General features: G+C 38.5%; 19 protein-coding genes, 2 pseudogenes and 1 riboswitch. Of the genes and pseudogenes, 15 read left to right on the forward strand and 6 right to left on the reverse strand.

What is annotated here, in order from left to right; all coding sequences use genetic code 11:
- Positions 1-79: 79 nt before the first annotated feature.
- The 4 genes from NST21_RS02515 to NST21_RS02530 all read left to right on the forward strand — a co-directional run bounded on the left by NST21_RS02515 (position 80) and on the right by NST21_RS02530 (position 6,832).
- A complete protein-coding gene (locus NST21_RS02515; protein WP_340887545.1) occupies positions 80-2,821 on the forward strand; it encodes a GTPase domain-containing protein in 2,742 nt (913 codons plus the stop codon).
- A gap of 96 nt (positions 2,822-2,917) precedes the next feature.
- Positions 2,918-3,023: riboswitch (SAM riboswitch) on the forward strand.
- A 116-nt stretch (positions 3,024-3,139) separates the two neighbouring features.
- Positions 3,140-4,255: a sugar ABC transporter substrate-binding protein gene (locus NST21_RS02520; protein WP_340887546.1), complete on the forward strand. Its 1,116-nt coding sequence runs from the start codon at positions 3,140-3,142 to the stop codon at positions 4,253-4,255.
- A 65-nt stretch (positions 4,256-4,320) separates the two neighbouring features.
- Positions 4,321-5,823: a sugar ABC transporter ATP-binding protein gene (locus NST21_RS02525; protein WP_340887548.1), complete on the forward strand. Its 1,503-nt coding sequence runs from the start codon at positions 4,321-4,323 to the stop codon at positions 5,821-5,823.
- 1 nt (position 5,824) lies between these two features.
- Positions 5,825-6,832, forward strand: a complete 1,008-nt coding sequence (locus NST21_RS02530) for an ABC transporter permease (RefSeq protein WP_340887549.1) — start codon at positions 5,825-5,827, stop codon at positions 6,830-6,832.
- A gap of 286 nt (positions 6,833-7,118) precedes the next feature.
- On the opposite strand, the gene NST21_RS02535 is transcribed toward NST21_RS02530, so the two are convergent.
- A complete protein-coding gene (locus NST21_RS02535) occupies positions 7,119-7,475 on the reverse strand; it encodes a hydrolase (RefSeq protein ID WP_340887550.1) in 357 nt (118 codons plus the stop codon).
- 193 nt (positions 7,476-7,668) lie between these two features.
- Between NST21_RS02535 and NST21_RS02540 the strand changes: the two genes are divergently transcribed.
- The 3 genes from NST21_RS02540 to NST21_RS02550 all read left to right on the forward strand — a co-directional run bounded on the left by NST21_RS02540 (position 7,669) and on the right by NST21_RS02550 (position 10,463).
- The gene (locus NST21_RS02540) at positions 7,669-8,397 is read left to right on the forward strand and encodes a hypothetical protein (RefSeq protein WP_340887551.1); all 729 of its coding nucleotides are present in this window, start codon (positions 7,669-7,671) and stop codon (positions 8,395-8,397) included.
- A 233-nt stretch (positions 8,398-8,630) separates the two neighbouring features.
- The gene (locus NST21_RS02545) at positions 8,631-9,866 is read left to right on the forward strand and encodes a S1C family serine protease (protein ID WP_340887552.1); all 1,236 of its coding nucleotides are present in this window, start codon (positions 8,631-8,633) and stop codon (positions 9,864-9,866) included.
- Positions 9,867-10,154: 288 nt separating this feature from the next.
- Complete coding sequence (locus NST21_RS02550) at positions 10,155-10,463, forward strand: hypothetical protein (RefSeq protein ID WP_340887554.1); 309 nt, start codon at positions 10,155-10,157, stop codon at positions 10,461-10,463.
- A 77-nt stretch (positions 10,464-10,540) separates the two neighbouring features.
- On the opposite strand, the gene NST21_RS02555 is transcribed toward NST21_RS02550, so the two are convergent.
- From NST21_RS02555 to NST21_RS28655, 3 genes and pseudogenes are all read right to left on the reverse strand, one after another.
- Entirely contained in the window at positions 10,541-10,666 is a 126-nt protein-coding gene (locus NST21_RS02555) for a hypothetical protein (RefSeq protein WP_340887556.1), read from the reverse strand.
- A 67-nt stretch (positions 10,667-10,733) separates the two neighbouring features.
- Positions 10,734-10,984, reverse strand: a pseudogene (locus NST21_RS28650) (cytochrome ubiquinol oxidase subunit I); the annotation flags it as partial.
- A gap of 689 nt (positions 10,985-11,673) precedes the next feature.
- Positions 11,674-11,822 (reverse strand): annotated as a pseudogene (locus tag NST21_RS28655) (nucleoside recognition domain-containing protein); the annotation flags it as partial.
- Between the two features lie 408 nt (positions 11,823-12,230).
- Here NST21_RS28655 and qoxA point away from each other — a divergent pair.
- From qoxA to NST21_RS02590, 6 genes are all read left to right on the forward strand, one after another.
- A complete protein-coding gene (qoxA, locus tag NST21_RS02565; protein WP_340887560.1) occupies positions 12,231-13,178 on the forward strand; it encodes a cytochrome aa3 quinol oxidase subunit II in 948 nt (315 codons plus the stop codon).
- Between the two features lie 70 nt (positions 13,179-13,248).
- Complete coding sequence (qoxB, locus tag NST21_RS02570; protein ID WP_340887561.1) at positions 13,249-15,195, forward strand: cytochrome aa3 quinol oxidase subunit I; 1,947 nt, start codon at positions 13,249-13,251, stop codon at positions 15,193-15,195.
- Positions 15,195-15,791 carry a cytochrome aa3 quinol oxidase subunit III gene (gene qoxC / locus NST21_RS02575; RefSeq protein ID WP_053344300.1) on the forward strand — a complete coding sequence of 199 codons (597 nt, stop codon included), beginning with the start codon at positions 15,195-15,197 and terminating at the stop codon, positions 15,789-15,791. Before qoxB ends, qoxC begins: the two co-directional genes overlap by 1 nt.
- A 1-nt stretch (position 15,792) precedes the next feature.
- Positions 15,793-16,077, forward strand: coding sequence for a cytochrome aa3 quinol oxidase subunit IV (gene qoxD / locus NST21_RS02580; protein WP_053344301.1), 285 nt, complete (start codon positions 15,793-15,795; stop codon positions 16,075-16,077).
- Positions 16,078-16,509: 432 nt separating this feature from the next.
- On the forward strand, positions 16,510-16,647 hold the full coding sequence (locus NST21_RS02585) for a hypothetical protein (protein ID WP_340887563.1): 138 nt from the start codon (positions 16,510-16,512) through the stop codon (positions 16,645-16,647).
- Between the two features lie 225 nt (positions 16,648-16,872).
- Positions 16,873-17,322: a YfmQ family protein gene (locus tag NST21_RS02590; protein ID WP_340887564.1), complete on the forward strand. Its 450-nt coding sequence runs from the start codon at positions 16,873-16,875 to the stop codon at positions 17,320-17,322.
- Positions 17,323-17,760: 438 nt separating this feature from the next.
- Here the strand turns inward: NST21_RS02590 and NST21_RS02595 are convergent, their stop codons facing one another.
- Together NST21_RS02595 and NST21_RS02600 are read right to left on the reverse strand one after the other, a co-directional pair.
- Complete coding sequence (locus NST21_RS02595) at positions 17,761-17,895, reverse strand: BA3454 family stress response protein (protein ID WP_098176965.1); 135 nt, start codon at positions 17,893-17,895, stop codon at positions 17,761-17,763.
- Positions 17,896-18,209: 314 nt separating this feature from the next.
- On the reverse strand, positions 18,210-19,067 hold the full coding sequence (locus NST21_RS02600) for a DMT family transporter (protein ID WP_340887565.1): 858 nt from the start codon (positions 19,065-19,067) through the stop codon (positions 18,210-18,212).
- Between the two features lie 280 nt (positions 19,068-19,347).
- Here NST21_RS02600 and queF point away from each other — a divergent pair, with 280 nt between their 5' ends.
- Both queF and NST21_RS02610 read left to right on the forward strand, forming a co-directional pair.
- Positions 19,348-19,848: a preQ(1) synthase gene (queF, locus tag NST21_RS02605; RefSeq protein WP_053344304.1), complete on the forward strand. Its 501-nt coding sequence runs from the start codon at positions 19,348-19,350 to the stop codon at positions 19,846-19,848.
- A gap of 525 nt (positions 19,849-20,373) precedes the next feature.
- Positions 20,374-21,720 (forward strand): aspartate kinase, encoded by a 1,347-nt coding sequence (locus NST21_RS02610; protein ID WP_098176964.1) that lies wholly within the window; start codon positions 20,374-20,376, stop codon positions 21,718-21,720.
- Positions 21,721-21,770: the final 50 nt, after the last annotated feature.

Consider the following 21,770-nt stretch of genomic DNA (forward strand, 5'->3'; position numbering starts at 1 on the left):
TATTATTCGATTTTCATAAAGACTCCATATCGATGATTATCCTTTAATTGAAAATATGAAATATATCGGGGGAATAAAGATGGATGAACGACTGATTGGAAAAAAATACTATGAAACAATGATTGAGGATACACGCAAGCATCCAATTCAAGCATTAGGTGAAATGTTTCTCGTGGAACAAAAAAAGGAAAGAGCGGATTTAACTGCAGTTCGGTTTGCTCAAGGAGAAGTATACTTCCAGCATCATGACTATGAAGCAGCCATTTTTAAGTGGGAAAACATAGAAGGTGAACTTGGTTCATGGGCGAAAAAGAATATTGCTGATGCTTATTTTGAACTAGAGATGTATTCGACCGCAGAGGATATATATAAATCCGTCAGTACGGATGAAGCGGTATTGAAAACGGAAGTCCTTCTACAGCTGTTCTCACTTTACATAGTAGAATCAAGAAATGATTTGGCATCTAAAGTTGTTAAGGAAGCAGTCGACTTTCAACCTGATTACCCGAATGTCACCGCAATTGCACGCTCCTTTTTTGAAGAACAAAAGGATTGGAACAGTGCTGTAGTTTTAGCCGCGAATGAAAGTATCCGTACGGAATCAATGACTTGGTTTGATGTGCTGAAAACGTATATCCAGCAAGGTGTTGCTCAATCGATGGCTCCGGATTATTTCTCAAATGTTCTCGGGGTGTTATACAACCTTGATCAGGATCGCTTTGAAAAAATGACGGTTGCACTTTGGAAAAATTATAAATATACAGATTCCTACTTTGAATGGCTTAGAGTCATTAATAATTTGATAGATGGCATCGAATTACATCCAGGTGATGTATGGGATGAGCTTTCTGTCTATTACCGGGATGCTTATGCCGGTTTGCTTGAAGGCACACACTTAATCAAAGATTTGAGTCCTGTTGTGCCGAGATTGTTGGAAAATTGGTTAAAAATCGCGGATGGAGAGCTTTCGTTATTTGCAGCGGCGTCCGTTCTGTCATGGAATGAAATTTTCCCTGATACAATTAATGCACTGGTTGTTCAGGATGCAGAAAGTCTGTTAGTAAAATCGCCTAAATTGGGAGGCGGATTGGAAGCGGGCGAAAAACTGTTCAATTCCATTATTCAGTGGGCTGAAGAGAATAACTTAACAGTTGGCAATAAGCTGAAATGGATGGTAGACGGACTTAAGGATACCGAAAATTTCAATCTTCTTCTTGTCGGAAGCACAGGCAATGGCAAAACATCCTTTATTCAGTCGCTTGCTGGAGAGAGTATTGCTGCCGAGGACCATTCGTCCCTTGTCAGTGTCAAAGATGGAGATAATCTGGAAATCTATGAAATTACAGATACAGATCACAAAGTCGTTGGTGAGTTAACTGAATTGGATGAAACACGCCGTCAGCGCGGAACCATTGTCGACGTGACCCTTATTAGTGACTACCTAAGAAATAATCGCCTGCGTTTACTTGATACACCAGGGTTCAATGGGGAAAAAAGTGTAGACTCTGATTTCCAAGGGTATTTACAGGGCAGCGATGGATTGATGTTTGTTCTCGATGCACGAGCGCCTTTCACCGGTAGTGAACGAGATTTGTTATTGGAAATTCAAATGATGGCACCGAAACTTCCGATTCATTTCTTACTAAATAAGATGGATACGATTTACAGTGACCAAGTGGCAGTCCGGATGGAAGATGAAACATGGGATAAAGTGAATGCGTATTTCCCGAACGCAAAAGTATTTGCTTTCTCCAAACTTTATGACAGCAAACAGCAGTTACAGGACCTTTCATCCTTCCTTGATTCGAATTATCAAGCTGATAATTGGAAGGAAAGAAGATCTGAGAAGATTCTTGCATTCATTCGCAAAACGTTATCTTACCTGCTAGAAAAACGGGCAGCCAATGAGCGGAAATGCGAGCACTCCATTTCTTGGAATGAGCAGATGGAAGTCAAATTGAATGGAGCCGTCAATCAACTGGCAGATTTGGAAAAAGAAAAAAGTGAAAATATCATAAGGTCGTACCGTTCAATTAAAGAAGAAGTGAAAAAACAGCTTTCTTCAAGAATCCCTGAATTACTGAGAGAATGTTCTAAATCATTAACGGAAAGTAGCGATTTCAGCCAAGTTCATATACAGTTGAACGACGAAATGAATGAGCAGATTCAGGCATATATTTCAGACAAGATTATGCCGCAATATTACCGTTCTCTTCAAGACTGGATTGCTACATCTCAGTTGGAATTTACACAAACTCAACAGTTTATGGATGAGATGAGCTCAGGGTTCAATGAATTGTACAAAGAAGAGCGAATTACACTTGCCGGAGACTTTAGAGTTTTGGATGACTGGCGCCGTGATGCGGATCGGATGACAAGCAGTATCCGCATTGAAGATGTTAATATTTTACTACGCCGGACCCCATCGCAATTGCTGCTTAAAGGGGCAGGGAAGCTGTTTGGAGCGATTCCGCAAAATAAAGCTAATATGTACAACCGGTATAAGAAGTACCTAGAAAGTGAAGACTACCAGGATGTTGCAGAGATGATCAGTGACCGTTTCCTTACACAATTCGGATTGTTTGAAAAATCTTTGGATAGAGATATCTCACTTTTCTATCGCAGTTCATTTGCCTTACTTCAAAAAACGATAGAACAAACACAGACTGAAATCAAAGATCATCAGGTTGCACTGGAGCATATGAGAGAAAATCCGGAAGTATACCGTGACCCGATTACTCTGTTTGAAGTGAAACTACGTCAGTTAGAAAGACTTGAAAAGATTGAGAAAAAGCGTCTGGCTAAGCTACAAAGAAAATAAGTGTAATAAGAAACATTTTAAATATTCAAAAATCTATTGACTTTACGACTATATCCCTATAAAGTGGTAATTACGAAAAACGTAACACATTATATTCTCTTATCAAGAGTGGCGGAGGGACTGGCCCTAAGATGCCCAGCAACCGTTCCATTAGGAATTGGTGCTAAATCCTGCAAAACAGAAATGTTTTGACAGATAAGAGAGGGATAAGTCTGCAAATCAGCTGATTAAACCTCTCTATTCTAGAGAGGTTTTTATTTTGGGATTTACACCAACCTAATTGATAAGATTAATGAGTGAAAAGTAGGGGGAACTAAAATGAGGAAGTCAATTTTTAAAAGGGTTTTCGTTTCGGTCATAGCTTCGGCTTTGCTTTTAACGGGCTGCTCTTCAGGACAAAGTTCAACAGAATCAAAGAAGGATGAAAAAGTATCCTTTAAAAATGTTCCAGAACGATTTGCAAAAGGGGAAGGTGCCAAAATCAAAGTCATTCGTAAAATTGGCGGAGATGATCATACGGCTCAATATTTAGCTGGAGCGAAGGAAGAAGGAGAAGCATTAGGTTTTCAAGTGGATACGTATACAGCAAATGGCGATACGGCTAAATTCCATGATGCAATCGCCCAGGCTTTACAAGAAGATTATGACGGCTATATTATCTCCCATGGTGATGATGCAGCAACAGTGAATGACGTTCAAAAGTTGGTTGATGCAGGAAAGAGCGTTGTTACATTCGACTCTATTAGCGACTTATCTAAAATTGATGGTGTGACCTTAACTTCACAGGATGATGAAGCATTGGCAACTCTGGCTTTTGATAAATTGATAGAAGAACAAAAAGGTGAAGCGGCGATTGCATACCTTTGGGTAGATGGTTTCCCGCCAATGGTGAGAAGAAATGCGGTGTATCAGGAAAAATTAAAAGAAAATCCTGGGATTAAAGAAGTCGAAAGATTCGGAGTAGCATCTGCAGATACTTCGGTTCAGACACAAAATGCGGTAGCCGCAATGTTGAATAAATATCCCAAAGGCAAACTAGATGCGATTTTCGCAACATGGGATGCATTCGCAATTGGAGCGGCTCGTGCGATTAAAGAAGCTGGCCGCGATGAAGTGAAGATATACGGAATAGACGTATCTAATGCTGATCTTCAGGAGATTCAAGCGAAAGGCAGCTCTTGGTCTTACACGGCAGCTGTCGATCCGAAATTGATTGGTGCAGTGAATATGAGGATTTTGGCAAAAAAATTAGCGGGTGAAGAAACACCGCAAACATATGACTTAGAAGCTTCACTTATTTCACAAGAGCAGATTCAAGCTTCAAAAGAAGCGGTCAACATGGCCAACTTGTCCGGTATTGTCGAAGGATGGGGAGTATCAACGGAATTTGAAGAAGAATGGATGAAAGTATTGAAAGAACATTATAAAAAGTAAAAAACAGAGTCATTAGACACTCTCTTTCTAGTGAAGAGAGTGTCTGTTTAATAGGGGGAATGGGCATGAGCACACAACTAGAAATGAAAAAGATATCGATTGAATTTCCGGGAGTAAAGGCGCTTAGTGAAGTTGATTTTTCAGTACAATCAGGGACAGCCCATGCAGTGGTCGGCGCAAACGGAGCAGGGAAATCTACGCTAATGAAGGTCTTATCGGGCGCTCATGCCCATTATACAGGTGGAATTTTTCTGGATGGAAAGAAGCAGGATATCCGTTCACCGAAGGCTGCACAGGAACAAGGTATTCAAATTGTTTATCAGGAAGTAGACACGGCACTCATTCCTTATTTAACTGTTGGGGAAAATGTAATGTTGAATGATACGGTGCAAAACATGGGCAAAAAACAGATGGTCCATTGGAAAGAGTTGCATAGAAAAGCCACTTATATCCTGGCAGATATGAAAATTGGTGTCTCTTCGAAAAAGCTGGTAAGAGATCTTACCTTGGCTGAAAAACAGATGGTTCTGATTGCAAGAGCAGTCTCGACGGAATGCAAATTCCTGATCCTCGACGAACCAACTGCTCCATTAAGTTATACGGAGACGTCAGAACTATTTCGAATTGTAAATGAATTAAAGCAAAGAGGCGTTGGCATCATTTTTATTTCCCATCGTCTTCCAGAGATTTTTGAAATTTGTGAAGAAATTACGATTATGAGGAATGGGAAAAGTGTTGCATGTCGAGAAGTAGCGGATATTACCCAAAACGAAGTGGTCGAGGGAATGCTTGGGAAAACAATGGATGAACAGTTCCCTGTTGTAAATGCTGCGATTGGTGAAGTTGTTCTGGAAGTGAAGGGACTGTCAGATGCCGAAAAAGTTAAAAATGTTAGCCTTCATCTAAAAGCAGGAGAGATTGTTGGTTTGGCAGGATTGGTTGGAGCAGGGAAAACAGAGCTGTGTAAAACCCTATTCGGTCATACTGCTATCACAACAGGGGAAGTCGTGATGAATGGTAGAAAGCTTTCATTGAAAACACCGCATCATGCAGTAAAAAGTGGTCTGGCACTTGTACCGGAAGAGCGCAGGAAAGAAGGCATTCTTGTTCAGGAATCAGTTGCAACGAACTTGACTGCAGCAAGTATCGGGAAATTCAGCAAGATATTCAGCTTTGTAGATCGTAAGGCGGAAAAGAAAAAAGCGAAGGAACTTATTACGAGCCTTGGTATTAAAACCCCTTCAGAGGAAGCTAAGGTTGAAAACTTGTCAGGTGGTAATCAACAAAAGGTCGCTATCGGAAAGTGGCTGATTGCTGATGCAGATGTATACATATTTGATGAACCTACAAAAGGCGTCGATGTAGGGGCCAAGAAGGACATATTCGAATTGATTGCCCAACTTGCCAGAAATGGGAAGGCGATTATATATGCATCATCTGAGTTGTCTGAAATCATGGGTATTACTAATCGAACTTATGTGTTATATGGTGGAAAGACAGTCATCGAATTAGAGACAAGCAAAACCAATGAAGAAGAACTACTATTCTACTCAACAGGAGGCAAATAGGATGAGCACACCGATTCCTGTTCTCACACAGACAACAAAAGCGAAGAAAAAAGTAGAGTTATTCGACTTTTTCTATAAATACGGCACAATCTTGACGATTATTATTTTGGTTGGGATATTTGCCTTTTCAAATCCATCTTTCATTCAAGCTAATAATCTAATTAACATTCTGCGTTCTATTTCAATCGTGACCATCATTGCGATTGGAATTACGATATCCTTAACTGTGGATGGTTTTGACCTATCCGTTGGTTCTGTAGCATCATTGGCTAATGCGATCGTCATTTCGATGTTTGTTTGGTTTTCGCAGGATACCCTGATTGCGATATTAGCTGCAATCGGTGCGTCGCTTGTAGTAGGAGCATTAAATTCATTCATGATTGTAAAATTGAGAATTCCTGACATGCTGATGACATTAGCGACCATGTTCATCATCCAGGGGATTGCCCTTACCTATACAAAAGGAGCAACGGTTTCACAAAATATGGTTATGCCTGATGGAACGTTCGCTGAAGGACTGATCAGCCCATTTTTCGCTAAGATTGGACAGGTCCCTTGGATTATTCTGATCATGGCAGTCATTGTGATAGCTACCCATATCTTTTTGACTTATACCAAGCACGGTCGTTATATGTACATTATTGGGGGAAATAAGGAAGCTGCCAGACTTTCTGGAATTTCGGTAAATAAATACAAAGTACTGGCCTATCTCCTTTCGGCTCTCTTTGCCGCAATCGGGGGAATTGTCCTTGCTTCCCGCGTCATGACATCAGAAATCAATTCCGGGTCTCCTTACTTAATGGATGCTGTTGCAGCAGCATTTATTGGTTCATCCGTTCTAGGAGCAGGGAAACCGAATGCCTTCGGAACCTTCATCGGTGCAGTCCTGATTGGAATCCTTCAAAACGGACTGATTATGATGTCTGTCCCATACTACGCGATGGACATCGTTAAAGGAACCGTACTTGCCCTTGCGCTAGCGGTTACCTATTATAAGCAAAAACACTAGACTTATGTGTGAATGACACCTTATTTTTCATTGTAAAGTAATCCGCAAAACGTTAAATATACCAGAATCGTTACCTATTAAATGAAACAGTTCTGGTATATTTTTATTTAGGATTATGCATTTCCAAAACTAATCCCATCATAATTTTCTTCCTGTAAAACTCCAAACACTCTGATCGTCTGATGTACCCCATGTGTTAAATCACTTACTTTCGAAGATGCTTTTTTCATCCTCGTTCTTTTTAAAAATAGAAACTTGTTATTTCAGGTTCTGTTTAAGCATTCTCCTATTTAAAGTTTTGGATTTCCTCGTTGCCTTTGAATTTGTTATCTGCCAATATGCCGATTTCTTCAATATGGTTTCGGGCTGTTTCATCGCCTAATTTATAAATGATGGCGTACAGCTTTTTCATAGCTTCATCGTATTTATCATTTGCCCGGTCATGATGATAGAGAAGATAAGGTACATGAGAACGGGCGTATGACTCCAAGTCATCTGTTCGATGTTCCTCTAGGCATTGCTTTAATTCTGCTAGTTCTTCATCTGTAGCGTATATAGTAAAGCTTGGATTTTCCTCAAGTTTTTTTCTTAGTACATCGCCGCTGACCAAATCCACATGATAGGTCTGTTTTTCCTGCATCATTTTTTCATCACCCTTTCAAGCGTTTATCTATGATGTACCACTATTTGTAAAAATATAATCATAAAAGTGAACATTCTCCATAATAAATCGATAGAGATAAAGATGTCAGATATTTCTTATGAAATCGGGTAAGATAGATTTATAGAATAATATGGAAGTGTATGTGTATTCAGTAAAAGTGAGGAGTGACTTTTTGAAGAGATTACTCATATTTATTTTAATGATGGCATTAATTGTTTCAGGCTGTACCACCAGGAATTACGATTCCAACATGGAGCTAGGAAAAAGTGAGGTGGAAGAGGAAAATTATTTAGAGGCCCATGAGGCATTTGAATTAGCGTATAAAGAAGACCAAACAGGGGAGACGAAAGAGTTAATGGAACTTTGCGTCCTTTTGGCAAATGGAATGAAGAAATACGAGGAACAAGATTTTGAAGCGGCTCAAGTGTTTTTTGAAGAAGCTGCTGCATATAAGGCAAATTATGAGAAAGGTAAACTCATGGTACAAAAGGCAATTGAAATGTCCTCAGAAGCTGGAGAAGCCAGTGCAGAGCCAGTTGAAGACACTGACGCAGAGCAATCGAGGGATGAGTCTGAAGACCCAGTTATCGAGTCAGAAGAAGAGGATGAGCCAGTGGAGGCCCCCGCCACATCGAAGCTAGCTGATAAAGGAAATCACGAGAGTAACAAGGATTCAGATAAGACATTGACGAAAGCTCAGGCGGAAAATCTGGTGAAAGATTACGCTGACATGGAAAACTATCCTCATCTTCAAATTCAATATGATCGTGAGGATGAAAAGGGAGATTACATATTCCAAGTGTTTGAAATGGTCAATGACAGTAAGGGAAGTGGGCATAAGGCTACTTGGGGTTGGTATGGCGTGAATAAGAAGACAAAAGAAGTCTATGAGCTTATGTAAGAAATAGAATAGATGAAAAAGGTGCCTTGTTATTTGAGGCATCTTTTTTCGTAATGGGCGGTAAGAAATCTCAGAGCTATTAACCAGTCAATATTGTTCTTTTTTCGGTCAAATCTACATTAATTTTATCTTTTTTGTAAAAAGGTTGCCGTATTCTTTATTTCTTAAGAATTTTTTAATAATTACTGTTTATGATGGAGCCAAGTAAAGGACTTTCATAGGAGGGATAAAGGATGGAGAATTATAATGGGGATGAGCAAGTTCGGGTGAAAGCTGAACCGAAAAAGGGCAAGTCGCTTTGGTTAACTAGTCTTGTTTCTGGAACTGTTGCTTCTATAGTTACATCTTCTGTATTTGTATTTGGCGGAGATTTTATAGATGCAGAGAAAAATACAGTGACCGAATCATCACAAACTGCAGGGGCAGAACAAACCGAGAGCGTGGAAAAGAATAAGAGTATAAATACAGAAAAGTTATCGACAAGCACAGATTCAAATGAAAGAGCAGATATGGTTGAATCAGCTTCAAAATCGATTGTAGGTGTCGTAAATTTACAAGAGAATCAAAATCAGACCCCATTCCAGCAGCAAAGCACGGAGAGTGAAACTGTTGAGAGCGGCACGGGGTCAGGAGTTATTTATAAAAAAGATAATGGTAAGGCCTATATCATCACGAATAATCATGTTATTGAAGGAGCTAAGGAAGTAGAAATTTCATTGTATGATGGACAAAAGGCAACTGCAACAGTTGTTGGTGCAGATGCTTTAACAGACCTAGCGGTTTTGACGATTAATGCCTCGGTAGCACCAGAGGGAATTAATTTTGGAGATTCAGATAGAATGCGTCCAGGTGAAGAAGTTTTGGCCATTGGTAACCCTCTCGGACTTGATTTCTCACGTTCGGTTACGCAAGGAATTGTAAGTGCAACTGGGCGTTCCATATCAGTCGATACATCTGACGGAGAGTGGGAACTTGATGTCCTTCAAACAGATGCGGCAATTAATCCTGGCAACAGTGGAGGTGCATTAATCAATACTGCTGGTGAAGTAATAGGCATAAACAGTTTGAAAATTTCTGAAAGCGGTGTGGAAGGCTTAGGTTTTGCGATACCAAGTAATGACGTAATACCGATTGTTACGGAACTGATTGAGAATGGAAAAATCACACGGCCATATTTAGGGGTCAGCTTGGCTAACACAGAGGAACTTCCACAGTATTATCTTCAAAATGTCCCTGAGGCTGCAAAGTCAGGTGTAATGGTAACGGGTATAGAAACTGGATCGGCTGCTGCAAATGGTGGACTTAAGCAACAGGATATCATTGTAGAGATTGATGGAACGAAAATTAGTACCTCTGCTGAATTAAGGAAACATCTATACACAGATAAGAAAATTGGCGACAAAGTAAAAGTTAAAGTGTATCGAGGTAATGAAGAGAAAACCTTAACGATTACGTTACAAAATTCATAAAAAGAGAAATGACTCCTGAGCAATTGGCAGGAGTCATTTTTATAGCTAATCAGTCGATAAAATATTTGGGTAAATAATAAAAAATAAATGATAGTATAAAAAATGGATATTATCGGAAAAATAGGTAGCGTATACTGTTTGTTTTATTTTACATATAGTCTTGAATACCTAAAAGTGAGTTGTAATCACTTTCATTTGTCAAGGTTTTCATTGTGAATATATTGAAAATTATAAAAAGTTTGACAAATTTGTGAAATGTCATAAAATAGAAAGAAAGGGGATGAAATTATGGAAGCTAATCAGAAGATGTTAGATGCAGTGAAGTGGGTATCAGGCACAGGTTGTGTAATCGGAATTATTATTTTTGCTTTAAGTTTATTTGTAAGCGATTACAATAAGGATTATATATTAACTGCTGTTGGAATGGCCATTATATTAAGCGCAGCTGCCATTTTCCTAGTTGGTATATTTTTTGTCCTGACAGAAGAAATGGTGATGAACACACATAAGGGTGAAAGAGTTGTACCGGAAACAACTAAAATCATAAAAATAAATTCAAAAGTTAAAACAAAAAGAAGTACCGAATTCAGTAACTAAAGCAATTAATGGAGGGTAATAAACGTTTGTGTAGATGGCTTTCTTATCATCAGATTCACAAACATGCATGAACATAACTAGTTGTTCGCTGCTTGCAGGAATGAAGCTACTATAAGGACTATCATTCCTGTTCTGAAAGAAAGGTCATATACATCAACACCAAGAGCAACGGCTGTAAGAACCATGGAGAATATGAACCCCATTACATGTCCACGTGGAAAACTGTTTCATACTCATATTACATCATTCTTTTCAGGTAGATGAAGCTACATCCCGGAATGCTAGTGAAGAATCAGCTGTCGGTACGATAGTGAAGTTGTATTCTGGAACTGGGAACTGAGAGTAGCGCACTCTAAAGAACGTGTACTCAAGGATCGCTTGAAATATTTCTTCGTGCATTACGAGTGCTGCAGTATGTTGTACACGATTAAAGCGTAACCAAACAGTAAACCACCAAGTGCCCCAACAAATGAAAGCATATTCAATGTTCCAAATCCAGTTGATTTAGAATATGTGTACATACAACATGGCATGGCCATCCACACCAAACTCACTACATTCCTGAATGAAAAGTTCTAACTCTACATTCTGAACTATACCACGAAAAATGGACACTTTAAAAAGTCCATTTTTCGTGGTTTTTCTATGTGCATATAATAAAAGAAACAAAAGGGATGCAGTTGTCAAAATTGGATATTTAAGTAGTGATTTTCCTTTATGTGTAGGTGTAGGAATTCCAGAAAAGTGAATGGACTAATGCGCTTGAAGTAACATGTGGGGAAATGGCCTGTCCCCTGGTCACTTTATAAATTTTGAGGTGTGAAAGGATATCCCTTTTCATGCCCCATTCATATTTACAAAACACAAATAGCCTGCTCCCGCAAAAATAGGAGGACAGGACTAAACAGCTGTTTAGGAAAAGTAATACTGACAGGGCAATAAGTATTGCGAGGAGAAAGTACCCGAAAACCAATCAAATTTTATTATTGTTCTTTAACAAGAGTAACCCTGTTATAGAGCAAAGTAACGCAAGTGCGCCTGTGATTAGTCCTAATATAATGTATACGACTTTCCCCCATTTTCTTTTCCCCTATTTTAACCAAGCCTATTAGAATGGCTAAATGTGCCACAGCAAATGTCCTAGAAAGGCATTCAAGTAGGCATCATAAAGGATCAAAATGTTCATTTCACACTCTTTGTTTCCTTATATATATATAATGGCAAGTGTTGTACGACAAGGGTAATGAAGCAGGGAAAACAACATCATATACAATGCCGTTACCGAGTCCATGGACGAGTGAGAAAAATTCGTTTTTAATCCTGGATACCATCAACATCCATTAACGATTCCATCGATAGCTATCTTCTTAACAGGAGAGGTAATAAAATTTTTAATATTCAGTAATTTAAATCCGGTCTTGAGGTAATGTACGAGGAAGAATATAATGTGAAAATTCATTATATTAAAGTAACATTAAATGGAAAATGAACCGGGAATACTTGCAAATCCTTCACTAATAAGTGAATTCTCCGTAAGTAAGATATTAAACATTTATTATATTTCATTTCATAAAGATTTTCGAACATTTCAGTTCAGTTACCATCTTCTTACTGCTCTTTCATGAACTTTATGTGACAGATGTCACTTTGTATTGTCTTTTTATACACTTGGGATTAATATTGGTATGTCGGGGTTTGTGAACATGGTAACACTTTGTCCGAATAATTACCAATAGGAATTTTATTATGTAAGAAAGGGGTAGTACTATGAAAATAAAATGGGCTTTATTAACTATACTTTTTACTATTGCCACTGTGCTAACCGGTTGCGATAACCCATTAATGGTCTTGGACCCTAAAGGGCCAGTAGCTGCAACACAAGCAGATGTTATTATGATTTCGATATGGACAATGGCCTTTGTCGTTCTTGTCGTTATTGTACTGTATATCTTCATGATAATGAAATATCGTGCATCCAAACAGCGTGATGATTATGAACCACCTCATATTGAAGGAAGTAAGGTTCTTGAAATAATTTGGGTTGCGATCCCAATTTTAATCGTCGCTTTCCTATCAGTTGTTACTGTTAAAACAACAAATGAAGTTGAGGCAACACCTAAAGGATACGATGAGCAAGAACCATTAGTTATTTACGCTTCATCTTCTAACTGGAAGTGGCATTTTAGTTATCCGGAAGAAGATATTGAAACAGTTAACTATCTGTTTATACCGACTAACCGACCAATTGAATTTAAACTTTATTCATACGGACCAATTGCTAGTTTCTGGATTCCGCAACTTGGAGGACAAAAATACGCGATGTCGGACATGGTAAACACGTTGCACTTAGCAGCTGATGTACCAGGAGAGTATATGGGTCGAAATTCAAACTTCAGTGGTTCAGGTTTTGCTCAGCAAACGTTCAACGTTAAGGCAATGCCTACAAAAGAATATGATAAGTGGGTAGATGAAATTAAAGCTACTGCTGAACCGATTACTGAGGAAAAATTCAATAAATTATTAGAACCTGGTCATGTGGGACAATCCACTTACACTGGAACTCACTTAGAGTTTTCTCCAGCTCCTGAAGGGGAACATGCTGGTCATAGTATGCACGGATCATCTGATACTGAAAAAACTGATTCTGAGAAATCCGATGAATCCACCAAAGATTCACACGAGGAACATTCAGAACACAGCAACATGAATCATTAAGAATTAATCTCACTCGATAAAACAACTAGGTTTACACAAGGAATATTTTCCTGAAAGGAGTCACAAAAGTATGGATTACTTTGATCGATTTGCCGTACCTCATCCAAGTCCAGCGATTTATGTATCCATGGTTGCCATTGGCTTAACCATGATTGCGGTTGTTGCCGGAATTACCTATTTTAAAAAATGGGGTTACTTATGGCGTGAGTGGTTAACAACGGTTGACCATAAACGTATTGGTATCATGTACATCTTGTCAGCACTACTTATGCTTTTCCGTGGTGGCGCCGATGCTATCATGATGCGTGCTCAAACGGCTGTGCCTGATAACGGTTTGTTGGATGGACAGCATTATAATGAAATATTTACAACACACGGGGTCGTCATGATCCTGTTCATGGCTATGCCATTTATCATTGGGTTAATGAACATTGTTACACCATTACAAATTGGAGCGCGTGACGTAGCATTCCCACGTCTAAACGCAGTAAGCTTCTGGTTATTCTTTATGGGTGCAATGCTATTTAACATCTCTTTCGTAGTTGGTGGTTCTCCTGATGCAGGTTGGACATCTTACTTCCCACTGGCAAGTAACGATTTCAGTGAATCAGTAGGTTCGAACTATTACGCGATTGCAATTCAAATAGCTGGTATCGGTACATTACTGACTGGTATCAACTTTATCGTAACAATCTTGAAAATGAGAGCACCTGGTATGAACTTAATGAAAATGCCAATGTTCACATGGTCTATCTTGATCACAAACTTCATTATCGTTTTCGCTTTCCCTGTATTGACAGTGGCACTTGCGTTGATGACAATGGATCGTCTATTCGGAACTCAATTCTTTACGATGGCCAATGGCGGTAGCGATATGCTTTGGGCGAACTTGTTCTGGGTTTGGGGACATCCTGAAGTTTATATAGTTATTCTTCCGGCATTCGGTATTTACAGTGAAATCATTTCGACTTTTGCACGTCGTAACCTGTACGGATATAATTCGATGGTTATCTCGATGGTAGCTATTTCTACTCTATCTTTCGTTGTATGGGCTCACCATTTTTACACAATGGGTCACGGTGCAATGGTTAACGGTATCTTCTCGATTACCACAATGGCAATCGCTGTTCCGACCGGTGTTAAGATTTTCAACTGGTTGTTCACACTTTGGAAAGGTAAAATCGTTTTTACCGTCCCAATGTTATACTCTTTAGCTTTCATTCCGATTTTCACGCTCGGTGGGGTAACCGGGGTTATGCTTGCCATGGCAAGTGCTGACTACCAATACCATAATACAATGTTCTTAGTAGCTCACTTCCACTACGTTTTAATCCCTGGTACTGTATTTGCCGTACTTGCTGGTTTTACGTACTGGTGGCCAAAAATGTTTGGCTTCATGTTGAGCGAAAAGATTGGGAAATGGTCGTTCTGGTTCATTACAATCAGCTTTAATGTAACATTCTTCCCGATGTTCATCACTGGTTTAGATGGGCAAGCACGTCGTATGTATACGTACTCTGAATCAACGGGCTATGGTCCATTGAATATGCTCTCTTTCGTTGGAGCAATTGGCTTAGCAATAGGTTTCGCGCTTATTGTGTACAACATCTATTGGAGTACTCGTTATGCATCAAGAAATATTTCAAACGATCCATGGGATGCACGTTCTCTAGAGTGGGCTACACATACACCAATACCAGAATATAACTTTGCAATTGTGCCTACAGTTGATTCTACAGAAGCATTCTGGGATTCTAAGAAAAAGGGCTTTAAATTATTTGGCGGTAAAGTAGAAAAGATTCATATGCCAAATAACAGTGGCGTGCCGTTTATCATGAGCTGTATCTTCTTCGTTTGGGGCTTTGCAATGGTATTCAGCATGTGGATCATTGCAATCATTGCAACACTTGGTATCTTTGCTTGTATGGCTCACCGTTCATTCGAAAAAGATCACGGACGTTATATCTCCGTTGAAGAGATTGAAGAAACTGAAAATAAATTGCGAGGTGCTAAGTAATGAAAATAGATAACTCGCTGCCACTAGAATATAGCACGGAAGAAAATCGCTTAAAGATTTTTGGGTTCTGGATTTTCCTGGGAGCAGAAATAGCTCTTTTCGCTACACTGTTCGCCACTTATTTTGTATTAGTTAACGGTACTGGAAATGGTCCAACAGGGGAACACCTTTTTAAAGTACCAACCCTAATGCTTCAAACAATTTTTCTTTTAACTAGTAGTTTTACCATTGGTCTTGGAATCAATGCAATGAGACTTGGTAGTAAGAAAGCGATGCTTAGTTTCTTCGTTATTACTCTTATTCTTGGTTTAGGCTTTTTGGGAGTCGAAATCTATGAATTCGTGGAGTATGTACATGAAGGAGCAACCATTCAAACAAGTGCTTTCTTATCTAGTTTGTTTACGTTACTAGGTACGCATGGAGCTCACGTTACACTTGGTTTATTCTGGGGAACATTCATCATTCTGCAGGTTAAAAAACGCGGTCTGATTCCAGAAACAGCAAACAAAGCTTTCATCTTTTCTCTTTACTGGCATTTCTTAGACGTTGTCTGGATTTTCATCTTCAGTTTCGTCTACCTGAAAGGAATGATGTAATATGAAACAATTATTCCCACGGGGCCAAGTTATGGGATTTGCCTTTTCACTAATCCTGACTTTGGTTGCACTATCAGTTATAGTGTTTGATCTCTCACTTAAAATGGCAATGATCATCCTACTTGTTACAGCCTTCATGCAAGCAGCACTTCAATTGGTTATGTTCATGCATGCAGGAGAGTCTGAGGATAAAGCATCGATTTACACAAACGTTTATTACGGATTGTTTGTTGCTTTGGTTACAATTTTCGGTACAATGCTAACAATGATTTGGGGATATCAATAATCCATTCCTGCAAAACTGGGCGTCTTGATGACGCCCAGTTTTTTTGTATTTAATTATAGTAAGTGGGAATTTATATACCATTCTATTCACTTCATCATAAAAATTTGTATTGTTATGAAGGATGAAGATGAACCAATTAAGTTTAGTATAACCATTTCAGAATATTTTATTTACAGGGAATGGGAGAAAATATGGGTAAGAAGATAGGAGCTAGATTCGTTATACACAAGAATTCCTTGAAAATTCGAGGAATCTTCAAACAAAAAACATCTTTTTTCATAATAATTTAAATAATAAATGTTGAGTTTTTACCCTGATCATTGCTCATTATTTCTAGGACGAGATAGCTTCCCCTTTATTGGGTCTTTTACTGTTTGCTCGGATTATCGAGTGGCTTACCCTTAGATTCATTTGGAGGAGAGGGAAAAGGTAATGGTAATGCCTTTAATGCTTCTTCCGGGTTTTGAAACGTATTCTTTATCTGTAGCTTTAGTACCAGCCATTAGTGAATCAAAGAGAATAATAATCATCTTTTTATATAAAAAAGAATTCAACAAGCCGTTAAAATAATTTAGTGGCTTCTATAATTTCCTTAATTTCTACTATACTGCGTACATTTTAGACTGATTACGCATTAATCTACGTCTTCGTATCTTTAGTGCCCTTCTTCAGGCACCCGTTCTATTAACGTTTCACCATAAGTGAAACGTTAATAGAACGGTCACATCTTCAAAGAAAAACTGTTCCCCCCTTTGATATAATAATTAATTTAGAACTTAGCGGAGATGATGAAATATGACATTGCCTGTTTTGATTTTAACAATTCTCATAAGCTTGGTTAAGCTATTAGTTACCTGTCTTCCAACCGATGCAGCGAATTGGATTATCAGCAAATTTAAACTGCATTCAGAACTTAGTGACGCGAATTGCATCGTAACCATTGACGGAAAACGCTTGGAAGGTGAAGACAAAATTCAAGTTATTAATTATTTTAATGAAGCTATATTTTTGAAAAAAAATCATATATTTCCAGGGAACGAGCAATTGTTTTTACATCCAGAAAACAATGGGACCCCATTAGTCATTGATACTAAAAGCGGCAAAAAGGATGTTAGGTTACTTGTGCACATTTACAACGACCACGTGGATGTAGTCAAACAGTACAAGAAGAAATCAGTTGCGTATAGTTTGCTTTCCGATAGCCTGCAAGAACGTTCTATGCCAGTAATAAGGGATTTTGTTTAAAAGGAACATAAAAAAAGACGGTCTTTAAAAAGACTGTCTTTTTTTCTAAATTATTTATTGTGTAATCCATTTTTTTATTCGATGGTAAAAATTATAGTTAATAAAGCCCTGTTCATTTAGGTACCTTTCTTTCCTTCTTTATTGAAAATACTAAATTACTAGTTATTCAGATTGAGTGTAAAAGCGTTCACAAACTGACGTCTTTATATTAGTATCATATGGAAAAAACAATTAAAAGTGGGAGTGAATTGTAATCGAGGGGTTCTTCGAATTCAAAAAAATGCTTTAGGATAATAAAACAATAGAAGTACATAAATAAAACAGTATTGAAAAGGGTTAATTTGTTTATTAGTATAAGTGCATGTGAAAAGTAATTTTGGTAAATTATATCTGAAAAGGTAATAAAAAAAGCAGGTTTCTAAAACGAAGCCTGCTTTTTTATGCTTTCCATTGTTTTTCCACTTGATGAAGCGCTTGTTGTAAAATTTCTTCTTGATTAGTACCTGGTTTAGTAAGGACGTTAGTTTGATAAGACTTTCCTTGGAAATCAACTGTTACTGTAACTTTTACCATTATGCATCTTTCCTTTCTTAATTCAGTATTAAATGGGAGTGTTGTACGTACTTCTTTTATTCCCAAAGATGAAGATTTTTCAAACATTTCGAAAGCAACGAAGGTGAAGATTTAATATTCACAATTATCTGATATTTAAAAAGAAATGTCAACACTTTTTGGGGCCAGACCAAATTTCCCGAGATTTTTTATTTGCATAAAGATTGTTGTATCAGTTTTTAAGGCTTGTTGTGTAGGGATCAGACCCTATTTCCTAAATAAAAACAACCTGGCTAGTTTGCATGACAGCCAGGTTGTTTTAGAAAATTTATTATTTAAATTTTGGTTAAGATAATTCCGATTAAGGCTGCAAATACGCCGGCAATTTGATAGGATTTTAGTTTTTCTTTGAATAAATAACATCCAGCAAATACGACCACTAAACAGTTTAGGCTGACGACAGGAAAAATGATGCTTGCGATGCCGGTATTCAACGCAAAGAAATAACATCCATAGGCTATGATGCTTAAAAAACCTACTAAGGAACCAATTTTGACTTCTTGTAGCTTGATTTTTTCATTCTTAAAGGCCAAAGCCGAAAGAAGATAAAGAGTTCCGCCCCCATACATTGATACTAGAATATCAAGGGAGTTTAAATGAAGACGTGTTGATGTCGTCATTAAGATGCCGAGCACACCAAAAGATAAAATGGAAAATAAAGTGTGCATAATCCAAGGTAAATATTGATGATTACCTTTAGCATTAGGTGTATACTGAATGACTAAGGTAGCGAGAAGCATGCAGACTATTCCACTCCACTGCAAGGAAGAAATATGTTCGTGAAAAATTAATGCTGCACAGAGAATGGGAAATATTGCATTCGCTGCAATTAATGGAGATGTCAAACTTGCCGGACCTTTTTCAAAGGCGCTTGCCATCTGGATATTTCCATTAGCGTTCAGTACACCAATTGCTGCACCTAGCATGATAGAAAGCAAGTTCAGGTTCAAACCATCCACAAGTACTCCATAAAATATGGCCAAAATAAAAGCTACAAAATAAAAGAAAAATTGGATATGTACCTTTGAGTAACCCTTTCCGCTACTCCATTTAAAAATGCTGTTATTGATTCCGAAACACAAACTGGTGATGAGTGCTGCAAAGATCCACATTGCTTTAATCTCTTCCTTCATGTAGGATAAACTTCTTCTACATTTTAAGCTGAATGCATGTAGGAATCAAACTAAATTAAAAAAGTATGATTGACAGATTAGATATTTTTTTCTATATTTACTATGACAATTTTAAAATATTTCCCGAAAATCGGGAGAGGTTCATAGCATCACCCTCTTAAAAAAACTATGGCTTTGATATTTTTCGCGAATCAACCATATCTTGAGGAGATATGGTTTTTGTTATATAGAGGCCCACTTTATGAATCTCCCTGTGAAACGTGGAAGAGGAGGACTTTTTATGTCTGGAAGAAAAGAAGAAGAATTAAAAAAAGATATCACATTACTTGGGAATCAAGGCACAAAATATACATTCGACTATGCGCCTGAAATTTTGGAGTCGTTCGATAACAAGCATCCGAACCGGGATTACTTTGTCAAGTTCAATTGTCCGGAGTTTACAAGCCTATGTCCAATTACTGGCCAGCCGGACTTTGCAACCATTTACATCAGCTATATTCCTAGTGTGAAGATGGTCGAAAGCAAGTCTTTGAAGCTTTATTTGTTCAGCTTCCGCAACCATGGTGATTTCCACGAAGATTGCATGAACATCATCATGAACGATTTAATCGAGTTGATGGATCCGAAATATATTGAAGTCTGGGGCAAGTTCACACCTAGGGGCGGAATTTCTATTGATCCATACACAAACTACGGGAAACCAGGGACGAAGTTTGAGGAAATGGCGAATTTCCGCTTGATGAATCACGACTTGTATCCGGAAACTGTAGATAATCGCTAAACATTAGAGGAGCCTCTTATGCGGTTGGAGCCCCTCTGGTCATTTTTCGAAAATGACTGTTACAAGCCTATTGTCTGGCAGACGCAATGTACCTATCACCGAATGCAGAAGAAGAGGATCTTCATTCTGTAATCGAAGCTCATTAAGAATGGTGCTCTTAGGCAGTTATCGCCAGTTACTAGGTTAGGGAAAAGCACAGAAAAACACAGCTACACAGGATGAATCCTATCGAGTGATTCACTGATTCTAAGATATTTAATTTAACCCGTCAAAACAGAATCTAGGTATTTTGTTTTGACGTTTTTTTTTGTAAATGAACCGTATAAAATGTGAAAAGTGCTACAAAGTAGAGTGATTATTATACGTTTTTCTGCATCCTCATTCAATAATTTTATCCACTTTGTCTTTATCGAAAACACAAATGTCCTTGTGTAACGGAATTAACTCTTGATTGTTTTGTCAAAACACGTAATAATAGGGAGAGTTGATTTTGACAGAATATTTTTAAAAATAGGGGATGTCGGGATGAAAGTTGCGAAGTTTGGCGGAAGTTCACTTGCGTCAGGTGAACAGTTAAAAAAAGTATTCGAAATTGTGGTTTCTGATCCAGAGAGGAAGATTGTTGTTGTTTCGGCTCCAGGGAAACGCAATTCCGATGATATAAAGGTGACGGATTTATTGATTGAAGTTGCCGAACAGCAACTGCGCGGTGAGAATGGCCAGCTCTTGATAGAAGATGTGGTCACTCGGTATGCGAGTATTGCTGAAGAATTAGATATTTCAGAGGATGTCATTAAAGAGATTCGTGAAGATTTGCACACGTTGTTACGTGCAGATCAAAATAATCCGAAGCGTTATTTGGATGCTTTAAAGGCAAGCGGTGAAGATAATAATGCGAAGCTGGTTGCGGCTTATTTTCAAAGCCGTGGGGTAGAGGCGCAGTATATGGATCCGAAGAAAGCTGGCTTGATTGTAAAGGATGAAGATGGATACACTAAAGTGCTGCCCGAATCATATGAGCGGTTATATGCTCTACGTGATGAGCCGGGAATTGTAGTATTCCCAGGGTTCTTCGGTTACACGTTAGATGGCGATGTTTTAACGTTCTCAAGGAGTGGTTCGGATATTACGGGTTCGATTCTTGCCAATGGGGTTAAGGCCGAATTGTATGAGAATTTTACAGATGTGGATGCCGTTTTCGCTGTGAATCCAAACGTGGTTTCCAATCCAAAGGGAATCCGAGAGTTAACGTATCGCGAAATGCGTGAGCTTTCTTATGCTGGTTTCTCGGTGTTCCATGACGAGGCTTTAATTCCTGCATTTCGTGCCGGAATTCCTGTTCATATCCAAAACACGAATAACCCAGCGGCTCAGGGGACGCGTATTGTGAGCACACGCGATAATACGAATGGCCCGGTTATTGGGATTGCGAGTGACAAAGGGTTTTGCAGTATTTACATTAGCAAATACTTGATGAACCGTGAAGTCGGATTTGGACGCAAACTGCTTCACATCCTTGAAGATTACGGGGTTTCATATGAACATATCCCATCCGGTATTGATGATGTGACGCTTATACTAAGGCAGGATCAAATGACAGAGGAAGCTGAGAAGAAGATCGTTTCGCGCATTAAGCAGGAGCTTCATGCTGATGAAGTGATTGTGGAACATAACCTTGCGTTAATTATGGTTGTCGGGGAAGGCATGCGTCATAATGTGGGTACAACGGCAAGAGCATCAAAAGCGTTGGCTGAAGCTAAGGTCAACATCGAAATGATCAACCAAGGCTCTTCTGAGGTGAGCATGATGTTCGGTGTGAAAGGTCATAGTGAAGAGACGGCAATTCAGGCTTTATATCACGAGTTTTTTTGAGAATGAGATTTTAGAAACCTCCTTGAAAAGGGAGGTTTTTTACTGTTAAT

This window comes from Peribacillus sp. FSL K6-1552, assembly GCF_038005205.1.
Taxonomy (GTDB): domain Bacteria; phylum Bacillota; class Bacilli; order Bacillales; family DSM-1321; genus Peribacillus; species Peribacillus butanolivorans.

Excerpts from the sequence above, each read along its gene's own strand:
- NST21_RS02515 (WP_340887545.1), top strand. The coding sequence starts at position 80 with ATGGATGAACGACTGATTGGAAAAAAATACTATGAAACAATGATTGAG.
- NST21_RS02520 (WP_340887546.1), top strand. The coding sequence starts at position 3,140 with ATGAGGAAGTCAATTTTTAAAAGGGTTTTCGTTTCGGTCATAGCTTCG.
- NST21_RS02525 (WP_340887548.1), top strand. The coding sequence starts at position 4,321 with ATGAGCACACAACTAGAAATGAAAAAGATATCGATTGAATTTCCGGGA.
- NST21_RS02585 (WP_340887563.1), top strand. The coding sequence starts at position 16,510 with ATGGTAATGCCTTTAATGCTTCTTCCGGGTTTTGAAACGTATTCTTTA.
- NST21_RS02545 (WP_340887552.1), top strand. The coding sequence starts at position 8,631 with ATGGAGAATTATAATGGGGATGAGCAAGTTCGGGTGAAAGCTGAACCG.
- NST21_RS02590 (WP_340887564.1), top strand. The coding sequence starts at position 16,873 with ATGACATTGCCTGTTTTGATTTTAACAATTCTCATAAGCTTGGTTAAG.
- NST21_RS02595 (WP_098176965.1), bottom strand. The coding sequence starts at position 17,895 with ATGGTAAAAGTTACAGTAACAGTTGATTTCCAAGGAAAGTCTTATCAA.
- NST21_RS02550 (WP_340887554.1), top strand. The coding sequence starts at position 10,155 with ATGGAAGCTAATCAGAAGATGTTAGATGCAGTGAAGTGGGTATCAGGC.
- NST21_RS02600 (WP_340887565.1), bottom strand. The coding sequence starts at position 19,067 with ATGAAGGAAGAGATTAAAGCAATGTGGATCTTTGCAGCACTCATCACC.
- qoxA (WP_340887560.1), top strand. The coding sequence starts at position 12,231 with ATGAAAATAAAATGGGCTTTATTAACTATACTTTTTACTATTGCCACT.
- NST21_RS02610 (WP_098176964.1), top strand. The coding sequence starts at position 20,374 with ATGAAAGTTGCGAAGTTTGGCGGAAGTTCACTTGCGTCAGGTGAACAG.
- qoxB (WP_340887561.1), top strand. The coding sequence starts at position 13,249 with ATGGATTACTTTGATCGATTTGCCGTACCTCATCCAAGTCCAGCGATT.
- NST21_RS02530 (WP_340887549.1), top strand. The coding sequence starts at position 5,825 with ATGAGCACACCGATTCCTGTTCTCACACAGACAACAAAAGCGAAGAAA.
- NST21_RS02535 (WP_340887550.1), bottom strand. The coding sequence starts at position 7,475 with ATGATGCAGGAAAAACAGACCTATCATGTGGATTTGGTCAGCGGCGAT.
- queF (WP_053344304.1), top strand. The coding sequence starts at position 19,348 with ATGTCTGGAAGAAAAGAAGAAGAATTAAAAAAAGATATCACATTACTT.
- NST21_RS02555 (WP_340887556.1), bottom strand. The coding sequence starts at position 10,666 with ATGGGGTTCATATTCTCCATGGTTCTTACAGCCGTTGCTCTTGGTGTT.
- qoxD (WP_053344301.1), top strand. The coding sequence starts at position 15,793 with ATGAAACAATTATTCCCACGGGGCCAAGTTATGGGATTTGCCTTTTCA.
- qoxC (WP_053344300.1), top strand. The coding sequence starts at position 15,195 with ATGAAAATAGATAACTCGCTGCCACTAGAATATAGCACGGAAGAAAAT.